The sequence below is a fragment of the Streptomyces sp. SDT5-1 genome (assembly GCF_052245995.1).
In the GTDB taxonomy this organism is placed as follows: domain Bacteria; phylum Actinomycetota; class Actinomycetes; order Streptomycetales; family Streptomycetaceae; genus Streptomyces.
Genome location: NZ_CM125963.1, coordinates 388,382 through 413,803, shown reverse-complemented (window position 1 = coordinate 413,803; position 25,422 = coordinate 388,382). Strand labels below are relative to the sequence as shown.

The window sequence follows — 25,422 nt, the reverse complement described above, 5'->3', positions numbered from 1 at the left end:
TTGGTGTGTGCGGTGGGGTGGGGCGGATGGTGCGGTGCGGGTGGTGGCGTGCGGTCTGGTGGGTGGTGGGGAGTTGGATCGCCCCCGCCGCCCCTTCCCGTCCCAAACCGGGGCAGGCCCCGGACCCCGCTCGTTGTTGACGCCGTCCGTCTTATTGGGCGGCACCGGGGCGCCGCCTTGCCCACCCTGCCGCCCCTGGCAGCAGCCTGCCCAAGGCGGCGGGGTGACCGTGGGGGCGCGGTGGCGTACCGGCGGCGACTTGCCCGAGGCGGTGAGTGGTGAGTGGCCACGGGCCGGGAGCCGTGGTGGTTCGGGCGCGCCCCGGGAGGCCGAAGCCCCTGGAGGGGGCGGGTGGGTGGGAGATAGGCGGCGGGAGGGGGATGGACAGAGGGGGAGAGAGACGGACAAGTCGACGAGCAGAGCCCGCATGTGGAGCCCCTGCGGCGATTGGGCAGTGGGGCCCGGGGCAGAGCCCCGTGCGGGTGGGCGAGCCGGACGGGGCGGCAGAGAGCCACGCCGGCCGGCGACGGCGGAGCCCCTGCGGGCAGACGGGGCCACGGGGCCCCGTCCACCGAGCCGACCCCGCCCACCCGTGGGCGAGGCCCGACGGATGGGTCCGCCCGGAGGGCTCAGCGGAGGAACGCCGCCGCGACGCCCGCGTCGACCGGAACATGCAGCCCCGTCGTGTGCGTGAGGTCGCCCCCGGTCAGCGCGAAGACCGCGTTGGCCACGTGCTCCGGCAGCACCTCCCGCTTCAGAAGCGTCCGCTGCGCGTAGAACTCGCCCAGCTTCTCCTCCTCCACCCCGTACACCGCGGCGCGCTTCGCCCCCCAGCCCCCGGCGAAGATCCCGGACCCGCGCACGACCCCGTCGGGGTTGACCCCGTTGACCCGGATGCCGTCCTCGCCGAGCTCGGCCGCGAGCAGCCGCACCTGGTGGGCCTGGTCCGCCTTGGTCGCCGAGTACGCCACGTTGTTCGGACCGGCGAACACCGCGTTCTTGGAGGCGATGTAGACGATGTCACCGCCCATGCCCTGCGCCCGCATCACCCGCGCCGCCTCCCGCGAGACGAGGAACGAGCCGCGCGCCATGATGTCGTGCTGGAGGTCCCAGTCCTTGGCGGTGGTCTCGAGCAGCGGCTTGGAGATGGAGATGCCCGCGTTGTTGACGACCAGGTCGACGCCGCCGAAGGCCAGCGCCGCCGCCTTGAACGCCTCCGCGATCTGCTCCTCAGACGTGACGTCGACGGTCACCGCGACCGCCTTGTCGGGACCGCCCAACTCCTCGGCGACCGCCGCCGCGCCGTCCGCGTTGAGGTCCGCGACCACGACACACGCGCCCTCGGCGACGAGCCGGTGCGCGATCGCCTTGCCGATGCCGGACCCGGCGCCCGTCACGAGCGCCACCCGCGTCGCGAGCGGCTTCGGCTTCGGCATGCGCTGGAGCTTGGCCTCCTCCAACGCCCAGTACTCGATACGGAACTTCTCGGACTCCTCGATCGGCGCGTACGTCGAGACGGCCTCGGCGCCCCGCATCACGTTGATCGCGTTGAGGTAGAACTCGCCGGCGACCCGCGCCGTCTGCTTGTCCTTGCCGAACGAGAACATGCCGACACCCGGCACGAGCACGATCGCCGGGTCCGCGCCCCGCATCGCGGGGGACTCGGGCGTCGCGTGCCGCTCGTAGTACGCCGCGTACTCCTCGCGGTACTCGGCGTGCAGCTCCTTCAACCGCGCGGCGACGGCGTCGAGTTCGGCCGTGGGCGGCAGGTCGAGGACGAGCGGGCGGACCTTCGTACGAAGGAAATGGTCGGGGCAGGACGTGCCGAGGGCAGCGAGCCGCGGGTGCTCGGCCGATGCCAGGAAGTCGAGGACCGGGCCCGAGTCGTCGAAGTGGCCGACCTGCGGGCGGTCCGTGGAGGCGAGCCCCCGGATCAGCGGGGCGAGTTCGGCGGCCCGTGCCCTGCGCTCGGCCGCGCCCAACGCAGCGTAGCCCTCGATGACGGGACCGAAGGGCTCGGCCTTGCCGCGCTCGGCGAGGAACGTCTCGGCGGTGCGGATGATGAACAGCGAGTTGGCCTCGCACTCCTCGGCCGTGTCGCCCCACGCCGTGATGCCGTGGCCGCCGAGGACGCAGCCGATGGCCTCCGGGTTGGCGGCCTTGATCGCGGCGATGTCCAGGCCGAGCTGGAAGCCGGGGCGCCGCCACGGCACCCACACGACCTTCTCGCCGAAGCACTCGGCGGTGAGCTTCTCCCCGTCGGCGGCGCAGGCCAGCGCGATGCCGGAGTCCGGGTGCAGGTGGTCGACGTGCGCCGCGTCCACCAGGCCGTGCATGGCCGTGTCGATGGACGGCGCGGCGCCGCCCTTGCCGTGCAGACAGTAGTCGAACGCGGCGACCATCTCGTCCTCGCGCTCCACGCCCGGGTACACCTCGGTGAGCGCCTTGAGCCGGTCCACGCGCAGGACCGCGAGCCCGGACTCCTTGAGCGTGCCCAGGTCGCCGCCGGAGCCCTTGACCCACATCAGCTCGACGTCGCCGCCGGTGACGGGGTCGGTCTCGGTGCCCTTGGCGGAGGTATTGCCGCCGGCGTAGTTGGTGTTGCGGGGGTCGGCGCCGAGCCGGTTCGAGCGGTCGATGAGGGCGGCGACCTGAGGGTGCGTAGCCATGAAAGGTCCTAAGTTCCTGAGGGGGTGGGTTCGGGGGAGTGCGGGATGACGGTTACGCGCCCCACCCCGCCTGCTCCCCGCCGACCCGCTCGGCCGCGATCCGCTCCTGCCACCCGGACTCCGCATAGGCGGAGACCGGGTTCGCGGCCAGCCCGCGCTCCTCGCGCCACTCGGCGAGCAGCGGCCGCACGTCCGTGTTGTACGCGTCCATGATCACGGAGTTGGCGGTGAGAACGTCGCCCGCGGACTGCGCGGCGGTCAGCGCGTCCCGGTCGACGAGCAGCGCCTTCGCGGTGGCCTCCTGCACGTTCATCACGGAGCGGATGACGGCGGGGATCTTCGCCTCGATGTTGTGGCACTGGTCGAGCATGAACGCCACGTTCGTCGCCGGGTCGAAGCCGCCGTTCTTCGCGACCTCGTGCAGGATCCGGAAGAGCTGGAACGGGTCGGCGGCGCCCACCATCAGGTCGTCGTCCGCGTAGAAGCGGGAGTTGAAGTCGAAGCCGCCGAGCTTCTTCTCGCGCAGCAGCAGCGCGACGATGAACTCGATGTTCGTGCCCGGCGCGTGGTGGCCGGTGTCGACGACGACCTGTGCCTTGTCGCCCAGCTTCATGCACTGCATGTACGAGGTGCCCCAGTCCGGCACGTCCGTCGTGTAGAAGGCCGGCTCGAAGAACTTGTACTCCAGGAGGAGGCGCTGGTCGTCGCCGAGCCGTTCGTAGACGGTGGCGAGGGCCTCGGCGAGCCGGTCCTGGCGCGCGACGATGTCGTCCTGGCCGGGGTAGTTGGTGCCGTCGGCGAGCCAGATCTTCAGGTCCTTGGAGCCCGTCGCGTCCATGATGTCGACGCACTCCAAGAGGTGGTCGACGGCCTTGCGGCGCACCGCCGCGTCGGGGTGACACACGCTGCCGAGCTTGTAGTCGTCGTCCTGGAAGGTGTTCGAGTTGATGGTGCCCAGCTCGACACCGCGCTCCTTGGCGTAGGCGGCCAGGGCGGCGTAGTCGTCGACCTTGTCCCACGGGATGTGCAGCGCCACCTTCGGGGCGATGCCGGTGAACTCGTGCACCTTCGCCGCGTCGTCCAGCTTCTCGTGGGGCGTGCGGGGCACACCGGCCTGGGCGAACACCTTGAACCGGGTGCCGGAGTTGCCGTAGCCCCAGGACGGCGTCTCGATCCGCTGGTTGGCGAGTGCGGCCTTCACGGCAGCGATGTCAGGCATGTCCACCTCTGAGTACACGGGTCTGCGAGCCGTCGGATGAATCGTCTGTGAATCGATTCATTACGCAGGCGAAGCTAGTCCCCGCCTGGAGGTGCGTCAAGGGGTTGAACACGGCTGCGTCGCGTTACGGAATCGTGTCGTACGTCGATGTACTCGGGGCGTTCAGACCCCTTGACCTCTCCCGTGGGGCGTGGCTAGCTTCCGGAACGTTTCACTGAAACATTTCACGTCGGGTGCCCTTCGACCCCTGGAGACCTGTCATGACGCCACCTGAACCGGAGATCACTCCGGTGCTCGCCCTGGAGGGGGTGAGCAAGTCCTTCGGCGCCGTGCGCGCCCTGCGAGGGGTGTCCCTGAGCCTGCACGCCGGCGAGGCGCACGCCCTGGCGGGCGAGAACGGCGCCGGAAAGTCGACGCTCATCAAGACCCTCGCCGGGGTGCACCGCCCGGACACCGGGACGGTGCTGCTCGACGGATCCCCGGTCGAGTTCCACGGCCCCGCCGACGCCCGCGACGCCGGAGTCGCGGTCATCTACCAGGAGCCGACGCTGTTCCCCGACCTGTCGATCGCCGAGAACATCTTCATGGGCCGCCAGCCGCGCCGGTCCTTCGGCCGCGTCGACCACGCCTCGGTGAAGGAGGCCACCGCGGCGCTGTTCAAGCGGCTCGGCGTCGACCTCGACCCGGACCAGCCCGCCCGCGGACTGTCCATCGCCGACCAGCAGCTCGTCGAGATCGCCAAGGCGCTCTCCTTCGACGCCCGCGTACTGATCATGGACGAGCCGACCGCCGCGCTCACCGGCAGCGAGGTCGCCCGCCTCTTCGGCGTCGTGCGCACCCTGCGCGAGCAGGGCGCCGCCGTTCTGTTCATCTCGCACCGCCTCGAGGAGATCTTCGAGCTGTGCCAGCGGGTCACCACCCTGCGCGACGGCGCGTGGGTGGCCAGTGAGCCCGTGGAAGGGCTCAGCGAGGACGACCTCGTGCGCCGCATGGTCGGTCGCGACCTCGACGAGCTGTACCCCAAGCAGGACACCGAGCTGGGCGAGGTTGCCCTCAAGGTCAGCCGGCTCACCCGCGAGGGCGTCTTCACCGATGTGTCCTTCGAGGTCAGGCGGGGCGAGATCGTCGGCCTCGCCGGACTCGTCGGCGCGGGCCGCAGCGAGGTGGCCCGCGCCGTCTTCGGCGTCGACCGCTTCGACGGCGGCGAGGTGGAGGTGCTCGGGCGGAAGCTCAAGCCCGGCGCCCCGAGCCTCGCCATGCACGCGGGCCTCGCCCTCGTACCCGAGGACCGCAGGGCCCAGGGCCTCGTGATGGACATGTCCATCGAGCGCAACATCGGCCTCACCGGCTTCGCCGACACCTCGCGCGCGGGCCTCATGAACCGCAGGGCCGAGCGCAGCCGCTCCCTCGACTGGTCCGTGAAACTCCAGGTCAAGTACGCGCGCCTCGCCGACGTCGTCGGCACCCTGTCCGGCGGCAACCAGCAGAAGGTCGTCCTCGCCAAGTGGCTCGCCACCGGACCGCAGGTGCTCATCGTCGACGAGCCCACGCGCGGCATCGACGTCGGCACCAAGGCCGAGGTGCACCGCCTGCTGTCCTCGCTCGCCGCCGAGGGCGTCGCCGTCCTGATGATCTCCTCCGACCTGCCCGAGATCCTCGGCATGGCCGACCGGGTGCTGGTGATGCACGAGGGCCGGCTCTCCGCCGAGCTGTCGCGCGCCGAGGCGAACGAGGAGTCCGTGATGGCGGCGGCCACCGGGAGGGCGGCGTGAACCCCCAGACCCCCGGGCCCGCCCCCGCCCCCGCGGCCCGCACCGCAAGGAGCACCGCATGACCGTGACCGCACCGCCCGTGCGCGAGGACGCGGCGCCGCCGCCGACCGCGGGGCGCCGACTGCTCGACAAGGTGTTCAAGGCCCGCGAACTCGCCGTCGCCGCCGTCCTCGTGGCGATGCTGCTCGCCACCCAGGTCTCCAACACCGAGTTCCTGTCCCAGCAGGGCGTCAAGGACCTCTTCCTCAACGCCACCATCCTCGTCCTCGTCGCCACGGGACAGGCCGTCGTCGTCATCACCCGCAACGTCGACCTGTCCGTCGGCTCCGTGCTCGGCATCTCCGCCTTCGCCGCCGGTGACTACCTCCAGAGCGGCGGCAACTCACTGATCGCCGTCGTCTACGCCGTCGCCATCGGCACCGTCTTCGGCATCCTCAACGGCGCCCTCGTCAGCCTCGGCAAGGTGCCCGCCCTGGTCGTCACCCTCGGCACGCTGTACGTGGTGCGCGGCATCGACTCCATCTGGGTCGGCTCGCAGCAGATCGTCGCCGCCGACCTGCCCGACGGCTTCGTCGACTTCGGGCACGACGGCATCTGGATCGTGCCCTACCTGGCGATCCTCGCCGTCGCCGTCCTGCTCTGCGTCGGCTACTACCTGCGCAGCTACCGCAGCGGCCGCGAGATGTACGCCCTCGGCTCCAGCCCCGAGGCCGCGAACCTCGCCGGCATCCCCGTCCGCAAGCGGATCATGACCGCGTACGTGCTGTGCGGCGCGCTCGCCGGACTCGCCGGCGCCCTCTACCTGGCGCGCTTCGGCAACGTCGACTCCGGCACCGGAAACGGCTACGAACTCACCGTCGTCAGCGCCGTCGTCGTCGGCGGCGTCGCCTTCACCGGAGGCGCCGGCACCGTGTACGGCGCGGCCCTCGGCGCCCTGCTGCTGACCTCCATCAACAGCGTGCTGCCCGCCATCGGCGTCAGCTCCGTCTGGGTCACCGCCATCAACGGGATCCTGCTGCTGCTCGCCATCGCCGTCGACCGGATCGTCGCGCTGCGCGTCGCCGCCGTGCTGCGCAAGCAGGCCGCACAGATGAGGAGCGCCCGCCATGCCTGATTCGTTGAAGCACTCGGTGCGGTGGGACACCGCCGTCGGCGCGCTGCTCGTCGTCCTGCTGCTCTGCTCCTTCGCCTTCGTCGACAACTTCGGCAACGCGCTCAACCTGTCGTTCCTGATCGGCAACACCCTGCCCATCGCGATCATCGCCCTGCCGATGACGATGCTGGTCATCTCCGGCGAGGTCGACCTGTCGGTCGGCTCCACGGTCGGCCTGTCCGGCGCCGTGATGGGGGCGCTGTGGAACAACGGCATGGCCATCGAGACGATCATCCCGCTGTGCCTGCTGCTCGGCGTCGTCTGCGGACTGATCAACGGGCTGCTCGTCACCCGCCTCGGCCTGCCCTCCCTCGCCGTCACCATCGGCACCATGGCCGCCTACCGCGGCATCGCCCAGATCGTCCTCGGCTCCGACTCGGTGACCGACTTCCCGGCCCAGTACCTCGACTTCGGCGCGAACCGGATCGGCGACACCTTCATCCCGTACGCCGCGCTGCCCTTCGCCGTCCTCCTCGCCATCGCCATCGTCGTCCTGCACGCCACCCGCTTCGGCCGCTCGCTCTTCGCGATCGGCGCGAACGAAGAGGCGGCGCGGTTCGCCGGGGTGCGCGTCAAGCGGCTCAAGCTGTCGATGTTCGTGACGACCGGGCTGCTGTCCGCGCTCACCGGCGTCTTCTGGGCCCTGCACTACGCGAGCGCCCGCTACGACAACGCCACCGGGCTCGAACTCTCCGTCATCGCCGCCGTGCTGCTCGGCGGCATCGACTTCGACGGCGGCAAGGGCACCCTCGGCGGCGCCATCGCCGGTGTGTTCCTGCTCGGCTCGCTCCAGAACGTGATGAGCCTGCTCAACGTCTCCGCGCAGTCCCAGATCGTCGTCACCGGCGTCCTGCTGGTCATCTCCGTGCTCGCGCCGCGCGTCGGCCGCCAGATCGCGCAGGCCAGGTCCCGCAAACGCACGGCGACGGCCACCACCTAGGCGACACCCCCTTCGACCACCCCCGCCCCTTCCACGTAAGGAACCGCCATGTCCCAGAAGACGCGCCGGCTCACCGCGGCCCTCGCCGTGACCACCGCCCTCGTCATCGGCGCCTCCGCCTGCGGCGGCACCACCAAGTCCGACTCCAACAAGGAGGACGCCAAGTCCGCCGCCGCGGGCAAGGCCGACCCCAACGCCAAGACGAAGAAGGGCCTCACGGTCGCGTTCCTGCCCAAGCAGGTCAACAACCCGTACTTCACGACCTCCGACAACGGCGGCAAGAAGGCGGTCCAGGAGCTCGGCTCGACGTACAAGGAGGTCGGCACCAGCTCCGGCACCGACACCTCCGGACAGGTCTCCTACGTCAACACCCTCACCCAGCAGCAGGCCGATGCCATCGCCGTGTCCGCCCAGGACCCGGGCGCGCTGTGCACCGCGCTCAAGCAGGCCATGAAGAACGGCGTCAGCATCGTCACGTACGACTCCGACACCAAGGTCGACTGCCGCAACGTCTTCGTCTCCCAGGCCTCCGCCGAGGACCTCGGCCGCACGCAGGTGCAGGAGATGGCGAAGCAGATCGGTGGCAAGGGCGAGATCGCGATCCTGTCGGCGGCCCAGACGGCCACCAACCAGAACACGTGGATCAAGTACATGAAGGACGAGCTGAAGAAGCCCGAGTACAAGGACATCAAGCTCGTCACGACCGCGTACGGGGACGACGACGCGCAGAAGTCGTTCCAGCAGACCCAGGGCCTCCTCCAGGAGCACCCGAAGATCAAGGGGATCATCTCCCCGACCACGGTCGGCATCAAGGCGGCCGCCCAGTACCTGTCCGGCTCCAAGTACAAGGGCAAGGTCAAGCTGACCGGCCTCGGCACCCCCAACGACATGCGGGCCTACGTCAAGAACGGCACCGTCGAGGCGTTCGAGCTGTGGGACCCGGCGAAGCTCGGCGCGCTCGCCGCGCACACCGCCGTCGCCCTGGAGTCCGGGCAGATCACCGGCAAGGAGGGCGAGAAGTTCACCGCCGGCGACATGGGCGAGTACACGATCGAGAAGGACGGCGTCGTCACCCTCGGCAAGCCGACCGTCTTCGACAAGAAGAACATCGACGACTACAAGTTCTGAGCGGGGAGCCGACCCATGAGTGACATGCAACGCGTCTGCTTCCTCCTCAAGGTCAAGGCCGACCGCATCGACGAGTACCGCGAACGCCACGCACACGTGTGGCAGGAGATGCGGGACGCCCTGACGGCCACCGGCTGGCACAACTACTCCCTCTTCCTGCGGGAGGACGGACTGCTCGTCGGCTACCTGGAGACCGAGGACTTCGACAAGGCGCGCGCCGCCATGGACGCCACCGACGTCAACGCGCGCTGGCAGGCCGAGATGGGCGAGTTCTTCGAGGCGCTCGACGGGCAGGCCCCCGACGCCGCGATGCGCCCGCTCACCGAGGTCTTCCACCTTGCCTGAGCGTTCCTCCGTGGGCATCAAGGACGTCGCCAGGGAGGCGGGAGTCTCGGTCGGCACCGTCTCCAACGTCCTCAACAAGCCCGACCGGGTCTCCGAACCCACCCGCCACCACGTCCAACAGGTCATCGCCCGGCTCGGCTACGTCCGCAGCGAATACGCCCGCCAACTGCGGGCCGGACACAGCCGGATCGTGTCGCTGCTCGTCCTCGACATGGGCAACCCGTTCTTCGTGGACCTCGCGCGCGGCGCCGAACGCGCCGCGCGCGAGGCGGGCCTCGGGGTGATGGTGTGCAACAGCGCGCAGAGCCCCGAGGTCGAGGCCGACTACCTGTCCCTCTTCGCCGAACAACGGGTCCGCGGCGCCCTCATCACCCCCGCGGACCCCAGCGGCGCCACCCTCCGGGCCTTCCGCCGCCACGGCATCCCGTACGTCGTCGTGGACCGGGTCGCCGGCGACGAACCGGGCTGCTCGGTGGCGGTCGACGACGTGGCGGGCGGCACGCTCGCCGTCCGCCACCTCCTCGACGCGGGCCACCGCTCCCTCGCCTTCGTCAGCGGCCCACCGCACCTGAAACAGATCCAGGACCGCCGCGAGGGCGCCCACAAGGCCCTCGCGGAAGCGGGCCTGCCCTCCTCCCACCTCTGCGAACTCCCCACGGACCGCCTGGACGTGGCGGCGGGCCGCGACGCGGGCGCCCGCCTCCTCGGCCTCTCCCACCGCCCCACGGCCGTCTTCTGCGCCAACGACCTCCTGGCCCTCGGCGTCCTCCAGTCCCTCTACGCGGCGGGCGTCCGCGTCCCCGAGGACATGTCCCTGGTCGGCTACGACGACATCGAATTCGCCGCGGCGGCCACGGTCCCCCTGACGTCGGTCCGCCAACCGGCCACCTCCCTGGGCACCATCGCGGCGCACCTCCTGCTCCAGGAAACGGGCCCGAACGCCCCCACCCACCAACACGAACACATCGTGCTGCGCCCGGAGTTGGTGGTGCGGGGGTCGAGTCGGGCGCTCGCGTGACTGCCCGTCACCTCAGGCGCGGACGGTCGCCAGCACCTCGTCCCGCACGGCCCTCATCGCCGCCTCGTCGCGTGCCTCCACGTTGAGCCGCAGCAGCGGTTCCGTGTTGGAGGGGCGGACGTTGAACCACCAGTCGGGCCCGGCGACCGTGAGGCCGTCCAGCTCGTCCACGTGCACGCCATGACGGTTCGCCCAGGCCGCGCGCACCGCGGCGAGGCGGTCCTTCTGGTCGGCCACCGTGGAGTTGATCTCGCCGGAGGCCGCGTAGCGGTCGTAGGAGGAGACCAGGGCGGAGAGGGGGCCGGGCTGGCCGCCCAGGGCCGCGAGGACGTGGAGCGCGGCGAGCATGCCCGTGTCGGCGTTCCAGAAGTCGCGGAAGTAGTAGTGCGCGGAGTGCTCGCCGCCGAAGATCGCCCCGGTCGTGGCCATCTCCTGCTTGATGAAGGAGTGGCCCACGCGCGTGCGCACGGGCGTGCCGCCGTGCTCCTTGACGACCTCCGGCACGGACCACGACGTGATCAGGTTGTGGATGATCGTGCCGGAGCCTCCGTTGCGCGCCAGCTCGCGGGAGGCGACGAGGGCGGTGATCGCGGACGGGGAGACCGGGTCGCCGTTCTCGTCGACGACGAAGCAGCGGTCCGCGTCGCCGTCGAAGGCGAGGCCGATGTCGGCGCCCTCGGCGCGGACGCGCGCCTGGAGGTCCACGAGGTTCGCCGGGTCCAGCGGGTTCGCCTCGTGGTTGGGGAACGTGCCGTCCAGTTCGAAGTACATCGGGACGAGGTCGAGGGGCAGGTCGGCGAGGACCGTGGGGACGGTGTGGCCGCCCATCCCGTTGCCTGCGTCCACGACGACCTTCAGCGGGCGGATCGCCGTCAGGTCGACGAGACCGCGCAGATGCGCCGCGTAGTCGGCGAGGGTGTCGCGCCGGGTGATGCTGCCGGGCGTCGCCGCCGGTTCCGGGGCGCCGGACGCGATCCACTCCTCCGCGAGGCGGCGGATCTCGGCGAGGCCGGTGTCCTGGCCGACGGGGGCCGCGCCCGCGCGGCACATCTTGATGCCGTTGTACTGCGCGGGGTTGTGCGAGGCCGTGAACATCGCGCCGGGCAGGTCGAGGGCGCCAGAGGCGTAGTACAGCTGGTCCGTGGAGCACAGGCCGATCTCGGTGACGTCGGCGCCGAGGGCGGCGGCCCCGCGCGCGAAGGCGCCGGACAGGGCGGGCGAGGAGGGCCGCATGTCGTGCCCCGTCACGATCGCCCCCGCACCGGTGACACGGACGAACGCGGCACCGAACAGTTCGGCCAGGCGCTCGTCCCACTGGTCCGGGACCACCCCGCGCACGTCGTACGCCTTCACGAGTCCGGAGAGGTCAGTCGTGGAGATCATCGTCGGATCCTTCGGGAGAAGAGGAGTCGAGCAGCCACAGGGCGGTGTCGGGAGGCAGTGCGTCCCCGTCGAGCGGATCGCTGGCGAGCACCGAACACCCGGGCAGGGCAAAGGAGTCGAGCGGTACTGCTCCGTCGCCGAGGTTCACGACGCACACCAGCCGGCCGCGGCGGAACGCCAGCACGGCGTCGCCGGGAGCGGACAGCCACTCGGGCGGCGCCGCCGCGTCCGGCGCGGGATGTCCGCGCCGCAACCGCAGCGCCGCCCGGTACAGGGACAGCGTGGAGCCGGGGTCCCGTTCCTGTGCGGCGACGGTCAGCGGCGCCCAGTCGTCGGGCTGCGGAAGCCACGTGGCGTCGGCCTCCGCCGTGGTGAACCCGTACGGCGCTTGCTTCCCGAACCAGGGGAGGGGAACCCGCGCGCCGTCCCGGCCGCGCTCGGTGCGGCCGGACCGCTCCCACAGGGGGTCGAGGATGCGGTCGTCGGGGACATGGGCCTGTGGAAGTCCCAGCTCCTCGCCCTGGTATAGGTATGCGGAACCGGGCAGCGCCAGCGTCAGCAGTGCTGCCGCGCGGGCCCGCCGCAGCGAGCCGTACCGTGTCACCGGACGTACCGCGTCATGGTTGGACAGCAGCCAGGTGACCGCGGCGCCGGGGACGGAGAACGAGCCGTCGATCACCCGTCGCAGCTCCGCCGCGTCCCACTCAGCCTCCAGGAACGCGAAGTTGAACGCCTGGTGCATCTCGTCGGACCGCACGTAGCGGGCCAGCCGCTCCGGCTCGAAGACGGCCGACTCGGCGACCATCACCCGGTCACGTGGCGCGACCGCCCCGGGCGGCGCCGGATGCGTGTCGAGCAGTGCCCGCCACTCCCGGTACAGCGGGTGCAGTTCCTCCTGGTCGTAGTACGGCATGAGGTGGTTGCGCCACGGGTCGGAGTGCTGGCCAGGGCCCGCGTCGGGTTCGCCCGCCGCCTTGAACAGGGCGTGCGCCACGTCCACACGGAAGCCGTCCACGCCGCGGTCGAGCCAGTACCGCAGGACTTCGATGAACGCGTCGCGCACCTTCGGGTTGCGCCAGTTCAGGTCGGGCTGCTCGGCGGCGTGGAGATGGCAGTACCACTCGCCGTCCCGCACCCGGGTCCACGCGGGACCGCCGAACGCCGAGCGCCAGTCGTTGGGCGGCAGTTCGCCTTCCGCGCCCCGGCCCGGCCGGAACAGGTACATCTCGCGCTCCGCCGACCCCGGGCCGGCGGCCAGTGCCTCCTGGAACCAGCGGTGCCGGTCCGAGGTGTGGTTCGGTACCAGGTCGACGATCAGCTTCAGACCCAATGCATGGGCGCGGGCCGTGAGGGCGTCCACGTCCGCCGCGGTGCCGAGGTCCTCGGCAACACCCGTGTAGTCGGCGATGTCGTACCCGCCGTCGGCCAGCGGCGACGGATAGAACGGCGTGATCCACACCGCGTCCGCGCCCAGGTCCTTCAGATGGTCAAGACGCGCCGTGACACCGGGCAGGTCGCCGATCCCGTCGCCGTCGGAGTCGGCGAACGCGCGCGGGTACACCTCGTAGCAGACCATGTCCTGCCACCAGCTCATGACCAGTCCTCCAGGGCGATCCCCGGAACCGACCGGCCGACACCGGTGTCGGCCGCGACCGTGGCGGCCGAGGCGACCGCGACGGCGCTCAGGCCGCTGACGGCGTCCGCCTCCGGCGCGGTGCCCTCCCGCACTGCCCGTACGAGGTCGGACAGGGCCGCGCGCACGCTCTGCGCGTATACGTAGGGCTTGCGGGGCTCCCCGCCGAGGTCGAGGACGGCGCGCACATGGTGCGGCACCGTGCGCTCCTCGCCCCGGCCGCGGGCGGGGGCGGACGGACCGGCGTCGCGCTCCACCTCGACCGAGATCCGTTCCGCGCCGTGCGGCGTGAAACCGTCGACGGCCAGCAGTCCCTCCTGCTCGGCGGGCAGCCGCTCCCAGACACGGGCCCCGGCCTCGTCCGTCCAGGCCGAGATCTCGGCACGTACGGGAATCCAGCCGCTGATGCGTGTCTCGGCGAACCCGTGGTCGAGCCGCATCAGTTGCCGCTCTGCGCGGTGCGCGTGGGTGAACGAGTGCAGGTGCGATGCGAGCACTCCGCCCGGGTGCACGACGTCCGCGCTGACCATGTCGACGGGGCCGTCGGGGCGGCGGACCGCGGTGGCCCGCACGCTGACCGGGTCCGTGCCGAGCAGTGTTCGCGCGGCGTCGAAGAAGTGCACGCCGTGCTCGATGAAGATGCCGCCGCTGTGCGCCGGATCCCAGAACCAGTGGTCGGGGTCCAGGTCCTGGTCCGAGGCGTCGTTCTCGAAAAGGAAGCGGTGGGCGGGCGACAGCAGTCCCTGGTCGGTCAGCCGCCGCACCGCCCGCAGCAGCGGGTTGTAGCGCAGCACATGGTCGACGACCAGGACGCGGTCGGCGCGGTGCGCCGCCGCGGCGACCGCAGCCGCGTCCTCGGTCGTGGTCGCGAGGGGCTTCTCGCAGAAGACATGGCGCCCGGCGCGCAGCGCGGCCGTGGCCATCGCGGCATGCGTGGCGGGCGGCGTGGCGATCAGGACGGCCTGCACGTCGTCGCGTTCGAGGAGTTCCTCGAGCGAGCCGAGCGCCGGAACGTCGTACCGGGCGCCGAACCGCGCCGCCCGGTCGGGGGACGGGTCGGCGGCGGCGGTGAGCCGCAGCCCCGGCAGACCGGCCGCCGCGTCCAGGACGAACTCGGCGAAGCCACCACAGCCGACCAGGCCGATGCCGAGAGGTGCGCGGGCGCCACCGCTCATGCCGTGCGCTCCAGGAGGGCGACGCCGATGTGCGCGTCGGCCATGCCGTAGAAGACGTACAGCTCGCCGTCGATCTCCTCGATCGCCGTCGGGAAGACCACGTTCGGGACGGTGCCCGACACCTCTTCCTCGGTCTCCGGGGCCATCAGCGGCCGGTCGGAGCGTGCGAGCACCTGGGACGGGTCGGCCGGGTCGAGGATCATCGCGCCCGCCGCGTAGGACACCTTCTGGTTCTGTGCCCACGGGTCCTCGATGGCGCCCGAGACACCGTGATGGATGAGCAGCCAGCCCTCGGGCACCCGGATCGGCGCCGGGCCGCCGCCGATCTTCAGCGACTCCCAGTCGAACTCGGAGAGCGCGACCAGACGGTGCTGGCGCGGGCGGACCAGCGCGCGGATGTCGGCCTCGACCTCGGCGACCGGCACGTAGCTGATCCAGATGCCGGGCCGCTCGTCGGTGACACCGGCGGGCAGGTGCACGCCCTCGCCCTCACGGAACCAGCCGAGGTCCCACATCGGGCGGTGCAGCATCGCATACGCCATCTCGCCGTCCGGGCCCGGCACCGGCTCGGGGAAGTGCACGACGTCCTTGTTCGGAAACAGGTTGAGATCGGTGTCCAGGCCCGCCTGGTAGGCGAACTGGATCGGGCCGAGCCGGGTCCAGTCGGTCAGGTTCTCGGAGACGGCGAGCGCCGGCTTCGGGCCGAGCGGCCCGTAGGCCACGTACGACATGACGTGCTTGCCGAGGGAAGGGATCCAGGTGACGCGCGGGTCCTCGACACCGGCGTTGTTCTTGCCCCGCTCCCAGCCCTCGTCGGGGGCGAGGACGACACCGCGCCGCTCGACCCCGTGGGGCACGCCGCTGTCGTCGAAGGTGACCTCGGCGAGGCCGACGCGGGAGACATTGCCCTCGGCGACCAGACGGGGGAGAAGGTGGAGCCTGCCGTCGGGGGTGCGTCCCGCGGCCGGGTTCAGGACGCCCTCGACCTCATTGGCCTCGCCCGCGAGCGGGGACATGACGACGCCCTTGCGGACCATGCGGTAGGGGATGTGGGTGGTGCTCATCGTGGGGTTAGCCCTTTACTCCGGAGTCGATGTCGGTAGAGGTGAAGTGGCGCTGGAACAGGAGGAACAGGACCACCGCGGGGACGGCGAGCACGACCGCACCGGCCAGCAGGGCGCCCGCCGGGTTGGCGACCGTGCCCTGCATGTTGGAGAGGAAGCTCGCCAGCGACACGGCCAGTGGCTGCATGTCGGCGTTCTTGGTGACGAGGAACGGCCACAGGAACTCGTTCCACGGTCCGATGAAGGTCAGCAGCAGTGCGGTGAGCACCGCGGGACGCGCCATCGGCAGCGCGATCGTCCAGAGAATCCGCAGCTCGCTCGCCCCATCGATGCGGGCCGCCTCGAACAGCGAGGCCGGCATCTGGAGGAAGAACTGGCGGAACAGGAAGACGGCCGTCGAGTTGATCGCGAACGGCAGGATCATGCCGAGGTAGTTGTCGCCGAGCCCGTAGTCGCGGACCACGAGCACGTACAGCGGCAGCGTCAGCAGTTGGAAAGGGATCATCTGCACCAGCAGCAGCGCACCGAACACGGCGCCCTTGCCGCGGAACCGCAGGACCGCCAGACCGTATCCGGCGAGCACCCCGAACACGAGCGTGCACACCAGTACGCCGACGGTCATGATCCCCGAGTTGAGGAGCGAGCGGCCCACCGAGATGGCACCGTTGATCGCCGTGTAGTTCGCGCCGGTCAGACCCGAGGGCACGGCCGCCGACAGGTCGCCGACGGTCTTCGAGCGCAGGGAGCCGACGACCATGTAGTAGAAGGGGAACAGGAAGGCGACCGCGCCGAGCGACAGCAGCAGGTAGCGCACGGCCTTCGAGCCGGCGGTGGCACGCATGTCAGTTGCCCCTCTCGGAGAGCTTGCGGGCGAGGACCGAGACGACCGCGACGAAGGCGATGAGGACCACGCCGAGCGCGGCCGCGAAGTCCGGGTGGCCCTGCTCGATGCCCTTCTGGTACATGAGCAGCACCGGCGAGGTGGATGCGTGGTCGGGGCCGCCGCCACCGGTGAGCAGGTACGGCTCGCTGAACAGGTTGGCGCCGGTGATGATCGCGTAGATCACGACGAGCGTCGTCGCCGGCCGTACTCCGGGCACGGTCACCGAGAAGAACTGCCTGATCCGGCCCGCGCCGTCGACCGACGACGCCTCGTACAGCTCCTTGCCGACGTTCTGAAGCGCCGCCAGATACAGCATCACGAAGAAGCCGAGCTGCTTCCACGTCACGAACACCGCGATCATCGGCATCGCCAGATGCGAGTTGACGAGCCACGACGGGTCGGGTGCGTGGGAGCCGAGCAGGTGGTTGACGAAACCGTCCGAGCCGAAGAGGAACTGCCACACCGCGACCAGCGCGACGCTCGCCGTCACGTACGGGAGGTAGAACGCCGCGCGGAAGAAGGCGCGGCCCCCGATCTTGGCGTTCAGCGCGGTCGCCAGTACCAGGGACAGACCCACGGTCAGCGGCACGTTGATGACCAGGAAGATCACGATGTTGAGGAAGGCCCGGCCGACCACCGGGTCGGTGAAGACGTCCTTGTAGTTCGACAGGCCCACCCAGGGCGAGTCCACGTCCGTGCCCGGCGCCGTGAAGTAGAAGCGGTGGAAGGAGATCCACACCGTATAGACCAGCGGCACCGCGAACACGACCAGGATGAACAGCACGTACGGCGACACGAACAGGGCGCCTATGCGGCCCTTGCGGGGCGCCTGAGTGGCGGTGGCGCTCATGACGGGTCCTCGTATTCGTCGAGCAGGTGGGAGATCTCGGAGGAGGCGCCGCGCAGTGCCGCGTCGGTCGGCTCCCGGCCAAAGACGACGGACCGGGTCCACGCGTCGCGGAAGGCCTGCCAGATGTCGACGGAGCCCGCCACGTTGGGCACCTCCACGACGCGCTCCGCCTGGTCGGCGAACGGCTTGTACGTCGGCCTCTTCGCGAAGAAACCGGCGTACTTGGACGTCAGGTCCGTGCGCATCGGCATCTGGCCGGTGGTATCGAGGAACCTGCCGTCCTGGTCGACGGACGTCGCGAACTTCAGCAGATCCCAGGCCGTGGCCCGGTTCTTGCACGAGCTGAACATCGACACGGACTTCTCGTCGCTGAACGAGTGCCCGCCCGGGGCGCCGTCCGCGGTCGGCACCGGGGCGACACCGATGTCCACGCTGTTCTTGTACGCGGCGACCGCCCACGGCCCGACGGTCGCCATTGCGGCCTTGCCGTCGTTCAGCGCGTCACCCGGATACGCCTCCTGCGGCGCGAGTTTCTGCGCGTACAGCTTCCGCCAGAACGACGCCACCTGACGTCCGGCCTTCGAATCGAACTGCGGCTTGCCGTCCTCGATGAGCTGCTTGCCGCCGCTCTGCGCGGCGAACGCCGGATAGAAGTCGTACCAAGGCTGGAAGAAGTCGCTGCTCGGCGAGGGCCAGATCGCCGCCTGCGCCGCGCCCGAGCGCACCAGCGTGCGCGATGTGGCGAGGAAGTCGTCGTACGTCGCCAGCTTCGGGTGTTCGGGGTCGAGGCCGGCCTTCGCGAACAGCTTCTTGTTGTAGAGGATCATGACCGGGTTGCTCTTCCACGGGAGCTGGTAGAACTTCCCGTCAGCCGACCGGTACTGGTCGGCGAGCGCTCCGCTGCGCCGTTCGATGTACGAGGCGCCGCCGGGGAAGTCGTCGAGCGGCACCAGGCCGTTCTGCTTCTGGAAGGTCGGCACCGCCGCGGGCGAGGTGTTGAACGCCAGGCACGCGGTGGTCCCCGCGATGATCGAGGCGCTGATCGCCTCCTCCGACGTCTTGCCCGCCGGGATCTGCTGTGCGGTGACGTGCTGGTCGGGGTGCGCCTTGTTCCACGCGGCGACCATCGCCCTGCCCCACTGCACTTCCTGCGCGTTGTTGGACAGCCACACCGTGATGGGGCCGCGCGCGTCGGCGGCGACGGACGCGTCGGGGGCAGCCCGGCCGCAGGCCGTCGCCCCGCCCGCGAGGGCGAGTACGAGCAGCGCGGACGCCGTTCTCCTCAGCATGTTGGGTCTCCGAACTGTTCACGCGCGGCCTCGTCGCCGTGCGCCATGGCCGGCCCGCGCGCACGCGGCCGGTACGTGGTGTCCTCGCGTCAGTCGCGCGGGGCGGGCCCGATCGAGGCGCGGGGCACGAACCGGGCGGGCGGCAGCGTCACGTGCGCCGCCTCGCCGATGGCGATGACCGCGTCCAGGGCGCGGGCCGCCGCCTCACCCCAGCCGCCGGCGTCCGCGCGGGCGGAGGCGAGCGGCGGGAAGCTGTAGCGCGTCAGAGGGGTGTCGTCGTAGCCGACGACGGAGAGCTGCTCCGGCACCCGGACGCCCAGCTCCTGGGCGACCGACAGGCCGGCCATCGCCGCGAGGTCGTTGCCGTAGACGATCGCGGTCGGCGGCTCGGACAGGGCCAGCAGTTCCCGGGTGGCGCGTGCACCGCCCTCGGCGCTGAATCCACCGGGCAGCACCGGCCCCTGCGGCAGGCCGAGCGCGTGCAGGGTCCGCTCCCAAGCGTGTCGGCGCCGCTGCGCGTGACGCAGTTCGCGCGGGCCCTCCACGTGGGCGATGCGGCGGTGCCCCAGCTCGGCGAGGCGGCTGACGGCGGCCGCGTAGGCGGGCTCGTCGTCCAGGCAGACCGCGGTCAGCCCCTCACCCCACTCGGGGCGTCCGACGACCACCGCGGGCAACCCGAGCTCCCGCACGAGCGCGGGACGCGGGTCGTCCTCGCGCAGGTCGGTCAGGAGGACGCCGTCCACCTGCCGCTCCGCCGCCATCCGCTCGTACACACCGCGCTCCCGGGCGGGTGTGGTGACGTGCACCATCAGGCCGTCGCCGCGCTGCCCGATCACCGTTTCGACGCCGGCGATGAACGCGGGGAAGAACAGGTCGGCGCCGATCTGCTCGGGGTCCCGGGCCAGCACGAGCCCGAAGGCTCCGGCCTTGCCGAGCGAGAGCGCGCGGGCCGGGCGGCTCGGCGTCCAGCCGAGCTCGGCGGCCGCTGCCAGGACCCGGGCCTTGGTGTCCTCCGCGATGCCGGGCCGGTCGTTCAGGGCGAAGGACACCGTGGCACGGGAGACGCCGGCGCGCTGAGCGACGTCGGCGATGGTGGGCTTGCGTGCCATGGCGTGGGACTCCCTGTCGGCGGGCCGCGGACTGTGCGGCCCGCGTTCAAACCGGTTTGAACCGCGGAACGGGGATGACTAAACCGGTTTGAACGACAGGGCGTCAAGGGTTCTCATGGGGTGACGTGGGTCACAAGACGAAGGCCACGGGGCCCCACCCCGTGGGGGCGACTCAGCGCACCGTACTGCTCACCCGATACCTCCCCGGCTTCAGGCGGTACGTCGCCGTCTTGTCCGTGAAGGACTCGAAGTGCGCGCCCGCCGCCTTCGACAGGGGCGTGCGGCCCTTGCGGACCGTGTCGGGGGAGAGCGCGGGCAGGGTCAGGGTCGCCTCCGTGCCCGGCGGGACGTCCGTCTCGTACGTCAGCGTGCCCGCGGGCGTCACCGACCAGTTGCTCGTGATGCGGCCGTACGGGGAGTCGTGGTGGGAGGTGACCTCGGTGATGCGGCCCGTCGGGTCCAGGTGCGGGGTGAGACGGAAGCGACGGAAGCCGGGATGGTCGGGGTCGGGGGTGATGCCGGCCATGTACGCGTACATCCACTCCATGATCGCGCCGTACGAGTAGTGGTTGAAGGAGTTCATCTCCACCGGGCCGAAGCCGTCCTCCTTGGAGTAGGAGTTCCAGCGTTCCCAGATGGTCGTCGCGCCGTTCTTCACCGAGTAGAGCCAGGAGGGCATGGCGTCCTGGTGGAGAAGTGTGTAGGCGAGGTCGGCGCGGCCCTCGTCGGTGAGGACCGGGGCGAGGACGTTCGCGCCGAGGAAGCCGACGGAGAGGGTGTTCTCCGCGTAGTCGACGCGCGCGCTGTCGGGGTGGGCCGCCTTGTACGCCGCGTCGTTGCCGATGTTGTCCGCCAACAGGCCTACCAGGGAACGGCGTTGGGCCTGGGTGTCGTAGAAGCCGAGCTTGAGGACCCACAGGAGCGCCGACTGGCTGTTGTCCTCGGGGTCGCCGCCCATGACGGGCTTGCCGCCGAGGCTCGAGCGGACGGTGATCTTGTCGCCGTCCACCGCTATGTACTTCGCCATGAAGGCGCGGCGGATGCGGGTGAACAGATCGTCGTACGCCTTCGACTCGGCCGTCCTGCCCGTGGCCCGCGCCATCTGCGACATGAGGCGCACGCTGTACGCGTAGTACACGTCGCTCATCAGCTGCGTGCCGGTGTTCTGGAAGGCGAGCCAGTCGGCGAAGATCGCGCCCTGACCCGCGTAGCTGTCGCCGCCCTTCTTCTTGATCCAGTCGATGTACGCGACCATCGCGTCCCAGCTGCGGTCGACGACCGCCCGGTCGCCGCTCATCTGCCACACCGTCCACGGCACGACGACACCGCAGTCCGCCCAACCGCTGCACGGCTGCGCCGCGTTGTACCGGTTGCCGGGCGCGACCGCCGTGAACTGCGCGCCGTCGACGCCGTACGTCTTCTGCGACTCGATGAGGATGTCCTCGAAGTGGCTGAGGAAGGCGACCGAGTCCGTGTTGTAGAGGCCGGTGCGGGAGAAGACCTGGGTGTCGCCGGTCCAGCCGAGGCGCTCGTCGCGCTGCGGACAGTCGGTGGGCACCCACAGGTAGTTGCCGCGCTGGCCCCAATGGACGTTGCTGATCAGCTGGTTGATGTCGGTGTCGTTGGTGGTGATGTCGCCGGTCGAGCGGAGCGCGGACGTCGCGACCTTGCCGGTCAGGCCCGAGACGGTGACCTCGGCGCCCTTCGTCGTCACCTCCACGGACACGTAACGGAAGCCGTAGAAGGTGAGCGAGTCCTGATGTGTCTCGCCCTTGGTGTCTCCCTTGAGGATGTACGTGCTGGTGGCCTTCGCCGAGCGCAGATTGGCGCGGTAGAGCGAGCCGACGGGGCCGTCCGCGCCCTTGCTGTCGTCGTTGAGCATCTCCCCGAACCTGACGACGACTTCGGTTCCCGCCGGGCCGCGCAGCGTGTAGCGGGGGACACCGACCATGTTCTGGCCGAGGTCGAAGACGGCCGTGTCACCGGCGCGCAGTGTCACCGGTCCCGGCCGTCCCGAGGTGGTGCTGTCGGGGTCGGGGACGATGCGGCCCTTGCCGTTGGCGCTGGACTCCTCGCCCGTCACCTCCGAGTACACCGTCAGCGACTCGGGCGTGCGGTCCCACTTCTCCATGATGCGTGCGGTCTCGCCGGGGTAGGCGGTCAGCTTGGCGTCGGGGTACTTCGCCGCGTAGCCGACCTCCTCGACGTCGGACCACGCCGAGGCGTCGAAGCCGCTCGTCGTCCAGCCGGGCAGCTCTTTGCGGGCGTCGTAGGTCTGGCCGTCGTAGATGTCGTCGGCGCGGTACGGGCCGGTGTCGGTGGCCTTCCAGCCGGCGCCCGGCGCGGTGACGACGCTCTGCGTGCTGCCGTCGGCGTACCGGATCAGGAGCTTGGCCTTGAGGGCGAGCGGATTGCCGTCCTTCGAGTAGTACGTGCTGCCCTCGGAGACGCGGGCGTTGTACCAGCCGTTGCCGAGGACGGCGGCGAGCGTCACCGCCCGGTCGCCGCCGCTCCGGACCGACTCCGTGACGTCGTACGTCATGTAGTTGACGCTGGTGTCGTAGTTCGTCCAGCCCGGGGTGAGGAGTTCGACCGTGCGGCCCTCGCCCTCGGGGACGGTGACGCGCTCGCCGTTGACGTACGCCTCGTAGACGCCGAGCGCGGTGATGTAGAGGCGCGCCTCGCGGACCTGCCCCTTGCGCAGCGCGGCCCGCGTGCGCAGCAGCGGCGCGCCCGCCGAGTTCGGCTTCTTGCCCTTCATACCGATCCACGCGGCGCCGTCCCACCGGGCGCGGCCGTCGCTGCTGAGCAGCCCCGTCTCGAAGCGGGCGGCGGGCGACGTGCCGACCTCGCGGCCGTCCGAGTCCCACACCGTCACGGTCCACAGGTACGCGGTGGACGGCTTCAGGTCGGGCCCGGCGTAGCGCACGGCGACCTGGTCGGACGACGTGACGCGCCCGCTGTCCCACACGTCGGGCCGGGCGAGCCGCGCGGCGCTCGTCGCCACCCGGATCCGGTACGCCCCCTGCGCGAGCCCCCGCCGCCCCGCCCCGAGTCGCCACCCGAACCGGGGGCGCGCCGCGTCGGTGCCGAGCGGGTCGGTGAGGTGTTCGGTGGTGAGCCCCGTGACGGCCCCTCCGGATGTCGGGGCGGCGGGCGCGAGGGGTGTCGCGGCGGCGGACGGCGCCGCGCCGGCCGCGATGACGGGCACGGCGCCCGCGGTCGCGGCGAGGACGGTTCTGCGGCGGATGTCGCTGGGCATGTCGTGGTGTCCCTTCGTCGATGAAGGTGGTCCGATTCAAACGATTCAGTAGCGCGTGGTAATAGGCAAGAGGTGTGCGTGAGGTGCATTTGGCTTCCTGTAGCGGATAGTTGAGGGCTGTGCGCGATCCGGACCTCGTGCTTCCTGTGGGGAGGGTGATCCTACTCAAAACGATTCACCCAGATGTCCGAAGTGTCGAACGCCGACCGGGTCACGACACGTACACTCCCACTGCCGCACCAGCTCACCAGGAGGACCACACCCGATGGGACAGTCCGTGGGGATCAAGGACGTCGCCCGTGAAGCGGGGGTGTCCGTGGGCACGGTCTCGAACGTGATCAACCGGCCCGACGCCGTGGCCGACGCGACGCGGGCCCGCGTCCAGGCCGCCATCGAGCGGCTCGGCTACGTCCGCAGCGAGTCGGCGCGCCAACTGCGCGCGGGACGCAGCCGCATCATCGGGCTGCTCGTCCTCGACATGGGCAACCCGTTCTTCGTGGACGTCGCGCGCGGCGCCGAGCGGGCCGCCCGCGACGCCGGGCTCGGCGTGATGGTGTGCAACAGCGCGCAGAGCCCCGCCGAGGAGGCCGACTACCTGTCGCTCTTCGCCGAGCAGCGGGTCCGCGGCGTCCTCCTGACGCCCGCCGAGGCGACCGGGCCGACCGTGGAGGCGTTCCGCCGCCACGACATCCCGTTCGTGCTGGTCGACCGGGTCGCCGAGGGCGCCACCGAGTGCTCCGTGTCCGTCGACGACGTGAACGGCGGCGCGCTCGCCGTCCGCCATCTCATCGACAACGGCCACCGCTCCATCGCGTACGTCAGCGGCCCGCGCACCCTCAACCAGGTCGAGGACCGCCGCCAGGGCGCCCTGCGCGCCCTGAAGGAGGCCGGGCTGCCCGCGTCGTGCCTGCGGGAGCTGCCGACCGACCGCCTCGACGTGTCCGCGGGCCGCGACGCGGGCGCCCGCCTCCTCGGCCTCACCGAACGCCCCACCGCCGTCTTCTGCGCCAACGACCTCCTGGCCCTCGGCGTCCTCCAGTCCCTGTACGCGGCCGGGGTGCGGGTCCCCGACGACATGGCGATCGTCGGCTACGACGACATCGAGTTCGCGGCGGCCGCCGCCGTCCCGCTCACCTCCGTGCGCCAGCCCGCCGTGCACATGGGCGCCCTCGCGGCCGACCTGCTCCTGGAGGAGATCGAGGCGGCCGACGCGCCCGACCGGCCCCACGAGCACCGGCGCGTGGTGCTCCAGCCCGAACTGGTGGTGCGCGGCTCCAGCCTCGGCGCGCGCTGAGCGTCGGTGGACCGTTTGGCCCTGTCCGTGGCCCGCGTCCGCCGCTAGCGTGCGCGGCAGCCGCTGCCGTCCGCGTGGGGGAGGCCGTCATGCCGACCGGGGACCGTACGAAACCGCCGTGGCTGCCGCCGCGCCGGTTCATCCGCCTCGCCTGGTCGGTGCACCGCGGCCTGTACCGGGCGTTCGGCGGCCGGGTCGGGCTGTGGAAGCCGCGCAAGGGCAAGTGGGGCACCCTGCGGCTGACCACCACCGGACGCCGCACCGGGCGGCAGCGCGGCGTCATCGTCGCGTACATCGAGGACGGCCCGCGCCTGGTCACCCTCGCCATGAACGGCTGGGGCGAGGCCGAACCCGCCTGGTGGCTCAACCTCCAGGCCCATCCCGAGGCCGCGGCCGACCTCGTCGGTGGCCGCCGCACGGTCCGGGCGCGCGCCGCGACCGGCGAGGAACGCGCCCGCCTGTGGTCGCGCTGGCGCACGCTAGAACCCCACCTCGACGCGCACGCCGGCCGCCGCCCGTCCGAGACGGCGGTGGTCGTCCTCGAACCCGTCCCGAGCGACACCGACGCCCGGCGATGAGTTTCCCGCCCGCCCAGGGTCGGTACTGATGACTGCCGACGCGACGGACGGAGGCCCCCGGTGGGCAAGGTACTCAGCCACGTGACGATGTCGCTCGACGGATTCGTGGCGGATCCCCAGGACCAGGTCGGAGAGCTTTTCGAGTGGTACGAGGCCGGGGACGTGTCCGTGCCGAACCCGAACGAGACCGTGGAGTTCCACGTCGACGACGCGAGCGCGCGGATGCTCGACCGGCTCACGGGCTCCTGCGGCGCGGTCGTCGCCGGGCGGCGCCTCTTCGACGTCGCCGACGGCTGGGGCGACAAGCACCCGGCGGGCGCCCCCGTCGTCGTGGTCACGCACCGCGTGCCCGAGGACGCCGCCATCCGCTGGCCGACGACCACGTTCGTCGACGGGGTCGAGGCGGCGATCCGCGCGGCCCGTGAGATCGCCGGCGAGCGGGACGTCACCATCGCCAGCCCCTCGATCATCCAGCAGGCGCTCGACCTCGGCCTCGTCGACGAGGTGTGCGTCAGCCTCGTGCCCGTCCTGTTCGGCGAGGGCATCCCGTACTTCGCGAAGCTGCGCCAGGGCCATCAGCTCCTGGAGGACCCGGTCGTCGTCCAGGGCCGCCGCGCCCTGCACCTGCGCTACGCGGTGCGGAGGTAGACCCTGGCTC

At 71.1% G+C, this 25,422-nt stretch carries 20 protein-coding genes; 9 read left to right on the top strand and 11 right to left on the bottom strand.

Annotated features, from left to right (window positions below):
- Positions 1–629: 629 nt before the first annotated feature.
- Both ACTWJ8_RS01910 and rhaI read right to left on the bottom strand, forming a co-directional pair.
- Entirely contained in the window at positions 630–2,669 is a 2,040-nt protein-coding gene (locus ACTWJ8_RS01910) for a bifunctional aldolase/short-chain dehydrogenase (protein WP_443262535.1), read from the bottom strand.
- 52 nt (positions 2,670–2,721) lie between these two features.
- Positions 2,722–3,888, bottom strand: a complete 1,167-nt coding sequence (gene rhaI / locus ACTWJ8_RS01905; protein ID WP_443262533.1) for an L-rhamnose isomerase — start codon at positions 3,886–3,888, stop codon at positions 2,722–2,724.
- A gap of 260 nt (positions 3,889–4,148) precedes the next feature.
- Here rhaI and ACTWJ8_RS01900 point away from each other — a divergent pair, with 260 nt between their 5' ends.
- The 6 genes from ACTWJ8_RS01900 to ACTWJ8_RS01875 are packed head-to-tail and all read left to right on the top strand — an operon-like array spanning position 4,149 to position 10,244.
- Positions 4,149–5,660: a sugar ABC transporter ATP-binding protein gene (locus ACTWJ8_RS01900; protein WP_443262532.1), complete on the top strand. Its 1,512-nt coding sequence runs from the start codon at positions 4,149–4,151 to the stop codon at positions 5,658–5,660.
- Positions 5,661–5,718: 58 nt separating this feature from the next.
- Positions 5,719–6,774: an ABC transporter permease gene (locus ACTWJ8_RS01895; RefSeq protein WP_356381821.1), complete on the top strand. Its 1,056-nt coding sequence runs from the start codon at positions 5,719–5,721 to the stop codon at positions 6,772–6,774.
- On the top strand, positions 6,767–7,753 hold the full coding sequence (locus ACTWJ8_RS01890; RefSeq protein WP_356381824.1) for an ABC transporter permease: 987 nt from the start codon (positions 6,767–6,769) through the stop codon (positions 7,751–7,753). The genes ACTWJ8_RS01895 and ACTWJ8_RS01890 overlap by 8 nt, the downstream gene beginning before the upstream one ends.
- 48 nt (positions 7,754–7,801) lie before the next feature.
- Entirely contained in the window at positions 7,802–8,881 is a 1,080-nt protein-coding gene (gene rhaS / locus ACTWJ8_RS01885; RefSeq protein ID WP_443262531.1) for a rhamnose ABC transporter substrate-binding protein, read from the top strand.
- A gap of 24 nt (positions 8,882–8,905) precedes the next feature.
- Positions 8,906–9,226 (top strand): L-rhamnose mutarotase, encoded by a 321-nt coding sequence (locus tag ACTWJ8_RS01880; RefSeq protein WP_443264772.1) that lies wholly within the window; start codon positions 8,906–8,908, stop codon positions 9,224–9,226.
- Positions 9,219–10,244: a LacI family DNA-binding transcriptional regulator gene (locus ACTWJ8_RS01875; protein ID WP_443262530.1), complete on the top strand. Its 1,026-nt coding sequence runs from the start codon at positions 9,219–9,221 to the stop codon at positions 10,242–10,244. Before ACTWJ8_RS01880 ends, ACTWJ8_RS01875 begins: the two co-directional genes overlap by 8 nt.
- A 12-nt stretch (positions 10,245–10,256) precedes the next feature.
- Here ACTWJ8_RS01875 and ACTWJ8_RS01870 read toward each other — a convergent pair whose 3' ends face one another.
- The 9 genes from ACTWJ8_RS01870 to ACTWJ8_RS01830 all read right to left on the bottom strand — a co-directional run bounded on the left by ACTWJ8_RS01870 (position 10,257) and on the right by ACTWJ8_RS01830 (position 22,892).
- On the bottom strand, positions 10,257–11,627 hold the full coding sequence (locus tag ACTWJ8_RS01870) for a phosphomannomutase/phosphoglucomutase (RefSeq protein WP_443262529.1): 1,371 nt from the start codon (positions 11,625–11,627) through the stop codon (positions 10,257–10,259).
- A complete protein-coding gene (locus ACTWJ8_RS01865; protein WP_443262528.1) occupies positions 11,611–13,221 on the bottom strand; it encodes a glycoside hydrolase family 13 protein in 1,611 nt (536 codons plus the stop codon). Before ACTWJ8_RS01865 ends, ACTWJ8_RS01870 begins: the two co-directional genes overlap by 17 nt.
- Positions 13,218–14,435, bottom strand: coding sequence for a Gfo/Idh/MocA family protein (locus tag ACTWJ8_RS01860; protein WP_443262527.1), 1,218 nt, complete (start codon positions 14,433–14,435; stop codon positions 13,218–13,220). Before ACTWJ8_RS01860 ends, ACTWJ8_RS01865 begins: the two co-directional genes overlap by 4 nt.
- A complete protein-coding gene (locus ACTWJ8_RS01855) occupies positions 14,432–15,499 on the bottom strand; it encodes a glycoside hydrolase family 130 protein (RefSeq protein ID WP_443262525.1) in 1,068 nt (355 codons plus the stop codon). Before ACTWJ8_RS01855 ends, ACTWJ8_RS01860 begins: the two co-directional genes overlap by 4 nt.
- Positions 15,500–15,506: 7 nt before the next feature.
- Entirely contained in the window at positions 15,507–16,340 is an 834-nt protein-coding gene (locus ACTWJ8_RS01850) for a carbohydrate ABC transporter permease (protein WP_443262524.1), read from the bottom strand.
- Position 16,341: 1 nt separating this feature from the next.
- On the bottom strand, positions 16,342–17,232 hold the full coding sequence (locus tag ACTWJ8_RS01845) for a carbohydrate ABC transporter permease (RefSeq protein WP_443262523.1): 891 nt from the start codon (positions 17,230–17,232) through the stop codon (positions 16,342–16,344).
- Complete coding sequence (locus ACTWJ8_RS01840) at positions 17,229–18,521, bottom strand: extracellular solute-binding protein (RefSeq protein WP_443262522.1); 1,293 nt, start codon at positions 18,519–18,521, stop codon at positions 17,229–17,231. Before ACTWJ8_RS01840 ends, ACTWJ8_RS01845 begins: the two co-directional genes overlap by 4 nt.
- 89 nt (positions 18,522–18,610) lie before the next feature.
- The gene (locus ACTWJ8_RS01835; RefSeq protein ID WP_443262521.1) at positions 18,611–19,630 is read right to left on the bottom strand and encodes a LacI family DNA-binding transcriptional regulator; all 1,020 of its coding nucleotides are present in this window, start codon (positions 19,628–19,630) and stop codon (positions 18,611–18,613) included.
- Between the two features lie 172 nt (positions 19,631–19,802).
- Positions 19,803–22,892: a family 78 glycoside hydrolase catalytic domain gene (locus tag ACTWJ8_RS01830; protein WP_443262520.1), complete on the bottom strand. Its 3,090-nt coding sequence runs from the start codon at positions 22,890–22,892 to the stop codon at positions 19,803–19,805.
- 265 nt (positions 22,893–23,157) lie between these two features.
- Here ACTWJ8_RS01830 and ACTWJ8_RS01825 point away from each other — a divergent pair, with 265 nt between their 5' ends.
- The 3 genes from ACTWJ8_RS01825 (at position 23,158) to ACTWJ8_RS01815 (ending at position 25,412) form a co-directional block, all read left to right on the top strand.
- The gene (locus ACTWJ8_RS01825) at positions 23,158–24,186 is read left to right on the top strand and encodes a LacI family DNA-binding transcriptional regulator (RefSeq protein ID WP_443262519.1); all 1,029 of its coding nucleotides are present in this window, start codon (positions 23,158–23,160) and stop codon (positions 24,184–24,186) included.
- 89 nt (positions 24,187–24,275) lie between these two features.
- On the top strand, positions 24,276–24,764 hold the full coding sequence (locus ACTWJ8_RS01820) for a nitroreductase/quinone reductase family protein (protein WP_443262518.1): 489 nt from the start codon (positions 24,276–24,278) through the stop codon (positions 24,762–24,764).
- Positions 24,765–24,824: 60 nt separating this feature from the next.
- On the top strand, positions 24,825–25,412 hold the full coding sequence (locus tag ACTWJ8_RS01815) for a dihydrofolate reductase family protein (protein ID WP_443262517.1): 588 nt from the start codon (positions 24,825–24,827) through the stop codon (positions 25,410–25,412).
- The last annotated feature ends 10 nt before the right edge of the window (positions 25,413–25,422 follow it).